The sequence below is a fragment of the Aequorivita vitellina genome (genome assembly GCF_022008365.1).
Classification (GTDB): Bacteria; Bacteroidota; Bacteroidia; order Flavobacteriales; family Flavobacteriaceae; genus Aequorivita; species Aequorivita vitellina.
Genome location: NZ_JAIRBA010000065.1, coordinates 1 through 3,351 on the forward strand (window position 1 = coordinate 1; position 3,351 = coordinate 3,351).

Consider the following 3,351-nt stretch of genomic DNA (forward strand, 5'->3'; position numbering starts at 1 on the left):
CGGCATTGTCCTTTTGGCGCTGCCAACGGACAAAGCCACCCCAAAAAAAGAAGACACCTCGAAAGATGTCTTCATTTACAAAGTCGGGATGACAAAACTACCACCCTGTAAATTATGTATTGATAATCAATTACTTACTATTATTTTTTAAAAAGGGTAACCGATTAGGGTACATTTATTTTAATGAGCGTTGAATTGATTTGACTTCGAATTCTTAATAAAGATAGGGTTTTGCAGGGAGATTTTCAAGTTTAAATAGAGGTATTTGTTATTAGTCGATAAGGAATTCTTTTACTGTTTTTATGTTTAATCCTGTGAATTCTGCGAACTCTTCTGGGGTGATGAAATGGTGAGGTTCTTTGTCAAAATGCTTTCTAATTTGGTGTAAAAGGAGTCTGCCATAGCGCTCACTTCTTCCAGTGATGCGTTGGACGTCTTTTGGAAATATACATACTCTATCTGACTTCATAATATAATTTTCATACACTATCCATACTTCATCCATACACTATCTATGCTTTATCAATACAGCATCAATATTTTTTTTTACCGGAAATTTCGGTAAAAGAGGTTGTTTTCGGAATAGTTGTAGGGTCAAAATCGTGAAGTTTTGTAAAAATACGGTGATTTGTTGAGAACTTAAAATTTTATTGAAATGGCAAGACAAAAAGGTATTATCAAATTAAAAGGGACTATCGGAGATATTTCTTTTTACAAAACAAGTGATGGACATCTCGCTAGAGAAAAAGGCGGGGTTGAAAAAGAACGTATTTTGACGGATGACGCATTCCAGAGAACGCGCGAGAACGGTTCTGAATTTGGAAGGGCCGGAAAAGGTGGAAAGCTTATTCGCAATGCTATTAGGGTGTTGTTACAGAACGCTAAGGACAAACGGGTTACCAGCAGGCTTACTAAGGACCTTGTTGCGGTAGTGAAAACCGATCCTGTGAATGAACGTGGATTGCGTAAAATTCAAGATGGGGACATGGCCCTTTTGAATGGATTTAATTTTAACCTCAACGGTAAATTAAATACTACGCTTTTTGCTCCTTATGTTGTAGGTTATGACCGTGTTACAGGAGATGTGACAGTGGATTTGGATCCATTTAGCCCTACACTTAGAATTGCTGCGCCGGGAGGCACTACCCATTTTAAATTGGTTATGGGGGGAGCTGAGCTTGATTTTGAAAACGAAATTTTTGTTTTCGAGATGGCGGATTCTGGAATTTTGCCCTATACTGCTGCAGATACTGCTGCAATTAATTTGGCCGGGGTATTAACCCCTAACTCTGTGCTGCCTGTAATTGAAGTGCTTGGGGTAGAGTTTTACCAAGAAGTCAATGGACAAATGTATCCCTTGAAAAATGGAGCATTTAATGCACTGGCCGTTGTTACTGTTGACACCCCATAAGTTATGGAATTGGTATTACAGCGAAGTTATCACAAGGAGGGTACCAATGGTGCCCTCTTCTTAAATAATAAATTTCTGTGCTTTACAATTGAGCTTACTTTGTTTGCAAATAGGCGCTCTGAATCTTGCATTCCAGAATACACCTATGAATTAGTGGCTCGGCAATCAAAAAAATTCGGAAATCATCTTTTAGTAAAAGGTGTTTTTAAAAGGAGCTTAATTTTGATTCATCCAGCAAATTATGCTAAAGAGGAACTCCGTGGATGCATTGCTCCGGTTAGCCAATTGACAGGTGTTGGACGAGGTTCCAATTCACGACAGGCGATGCAGAAAGTATTGTCTTTATGCCATCAGGCATTTGAAAGAAAAGAACAAGTACTATTAACCATTAAATCTTAGTGTTATGAATTTGATTGAGAGATATAAAAAACCAACTCCTAAATTTTTCACGGTTATGAGAAACTTAGGAATTGCATTAGGTGCATTAGGAACTGCTCTTTTGACTGCCCCTGTGACTTTACCAGCAGCAATTTTGGCCGTTGCAACCTATATCACTATTGTCGGAACAGGGGTAACTGCCGTAAGCCAAGCTGTGGTGAGTGATGATAGTGGAGAGGAAAATAAGTCTAACCAGGATTAAAATTAAAAAAAAATGTCTTTTAAATCTTTTTCTACAATAGTTGGTACCTGCGGAGGAACTGTTTTGGCGACAGTACCCGTTCTTGGGTCGGATGATTTTATAAGAACTGCTATATTGGCTTTTATTGGCGCGGTGATTAGTTTTTCGGTTTCATTTTCGCTGAAAATAGTTGTGAAAAATGTGTTTTCTGCAAAGATTAAGTCATTTTTCAGTGCTTGGAAGTCCAAGGATAAAAACAATAATCAATAACTATGTAAATTCCCTTATATGAACACATCAAGCCCGAAAATTAATTCGGGCTTTTTTGTGGCTAACTGTTTTGTGTCAATCTCTATCAAGGTTATAAGATTGCATCAACGCAATTTGATGTTCTTTAAGGCATTTTTCTTGATATTTAAGATATTCACTAATATTTTGCAGCTTTTTAAGGGCTTTAAACCTGCCATTCCAATGATATCCATCATAATTTTTGGTTGCTTTTTTCAATAAGTAATGAATTTGTCCAATGTGGATAAATGGAATGACGGAACCAACCAGTCGTGGTTTGAAATATTGACCTGTGAACAAAATGTTGCAAATCCAGTAAAGCTGCTCATTTTCTTCCTTTGAATTTGCAAAGACTACAAATGAATTTGAAACTGGTCCATAACTTGGTCTGCCGGTGTTGTTTCCTTTATTAAGGATGAAGAAGTGTGGCGTTTTGTAATGTGCTCCGGGTCTGTGGGTTTTGATTTTGAAAGTTTTCATAAAACATCATTTTTAAAGATTAAATTTTCTTTGTTTCGCTTCGCTCCACCAATATTTTTTTCGGAAAAAGGAAAAGAAAAAAGAAAAAAAGAAAGCTGTATCTCAGTGGGTGCGCCGAAGCTGTCAAGGTTTTTGGAAAAAATACTACCCGGGTTAGTAGGAAGAAGTTGTCAGTGGGCAGTATTCAGTTTATATGACGTGTTATGAGAATATAGGGATGTAGGGTGGAGATTTTATTCAAAACCCGAAGGGCCTGACCTTTACAGCTTCGATAAGCGTGCCTACTACCTTTGCTTCCTTTTTTTATTTTTTGAAAATATTATCAGTTATCAGTTATCAGTTATCGGTTATCGGTTATCGGTTATCGGTTATCGGTTCACGGTTCTCGGTTCTCGGTTGTCTGCTGAATGGAGTTGTTTCTGGGCTGTGTATTGTGTGTTGTTTGTAGCTTATTTTTGACGGAATTCGGGACAACTCGCGCAGGAATAGGTGATGTTTGTTGAGGGGAAGGAGGATTTTGATAGGGAAGGGTGCAGGGTTTTTGGGGCTGTAG

The 3,351-nt window shown here is 37.9% G+C and carries 6 protein-coding genes; 4 read left to right on the forward strand and 2 right to left on the reverse strand.

The features are described 5' to 3' along the window. Nucleotides 1–271: 271 nt before the first annotated feature. Nucleotides 272–469, reverse strand: coding sequence for a hypothetical protein (locus tag K8089_RS15865; RefSeq protein ID WP_237604274.1), 198 nt, complete (start codon nucleotides 467–469; stop codon nucleotides 272–274). 186 nt (nucleotides 470–655) lie between these two features. Between K8089_RS15865 and K8089_RS15870 the strand changes: the two genes are divergently transcribed. The 4 genes from K8089_RS15870 to K8089_RS15885 are packed head-to-tail and all read left to right on the forward strand — an operon-like array spanning nucleotide 656 to nucleotide 2,300. Beyond that, complete coding sequence (locus tag K8089_RS15870; RefSeq protein WP_237604275.1) at nucleotides 656–1,411, forward strand: hypothetical protein; 756 nt, start codon at nucleotides 656–658, stop codon at nucleotides 1,409–1,411. A gap of 3 nt (nucleotides 1,412–1,414) precedes the next feature. Next, nucleotides 1,415–1,810, forward strand: a complete 396-nt coding sequence (locus K8089_RS15875; RefSeq protein WP_062619207.1) for a DUF5675 family protein — start codon at nucleotides 1,415–1,417, stop codon at nucleotides 1,808–1,810. 4 nt (nucleotides 1,811–1,814) lie between these two features. Beyond that, a complete protein-coding gene (locus K8089_RS15880) occupies nucleotides 1,815–2,051 on the forward strand; it encodes a hypothetical protein (RefSeq protein ID WP_237604276.1) in 237 nt (78 codons plus the stop codon). Nucleotides 2,052–2,063: 12 nt separating this feature from the next. Continuing rightward, complete coding sequence (locus K8089_RS15885) at nucleotides 2,064–2,300, forward strand: hypothetical protein (RefSeq protein ID WP_237604277.1); 237 nt, start codon at nucleotides 2,064–2,066, stop codon at nucleotides 2,298–2,300. Nucleotides 2,301–2,375: 75 nt separating this feature from the next. On the opposite strand, the gene K8089_RS15890 is transcribed toward K8089_RS15885, so the two are convergent. After that, nucleotides 2,376–2,798 (reverse strand): DUF6943 family protein, encoded by a 423-nt coding sequence (locus tag K8089_RS15890; RefSeq protein WP_237604278.1) that lies wholly within the window; start codon nucleotides 2,796–2,798, stop codon nucleotides 2,376–2,378. Nucleotides 2,799–3,351 lie beyond the last annotated feature (553 nt).

Bases quoted from the DNA above. Each gene is read 5' to 3' on its own strand.
- K8089_RS15880 (WP_237604276.1), top strand. From the start codon at position 1,815: ATGAATTTGATTGAGAGATATAAAAAACCAACTCCTAAATTTTTCACG.
- K8089_RS15890 (WP_237604278.1), bottom strand. From the start codon at position 2,798: ATGAAAACTTTCAAAATCAAAACCCACAGACCCGGAGCACATTACAAA.
- K8089_RS15885 (WP_237604277.1), top strand. From the start codon at position 2,064: ATGTCTTTTAAATCTTTTTCTACAATAGTTGGTACCTGCGGAGGAACT.
- K8089_RS15865 (WP_237604274.1), bottom strand. From the start codon at position 469: ATGAAGTCAGATAGAGTATGTATATTTCCAAAAGACGTCCAACGCATC.
- K8089_RS15875 (WP_062619207.1), top strand. From the start codon at position 1,415: ATGGAATTGGTATTACAGCGAAGTTATCACAAGGAGGGTACCAATGGT.
- K8089_RS15870 (WP_237604275.1), top strand. From the start codon at position 656: ATGGCAAGACAAAAAGGTATTATCAAATTAAAAGGGACTATCGGAGAT.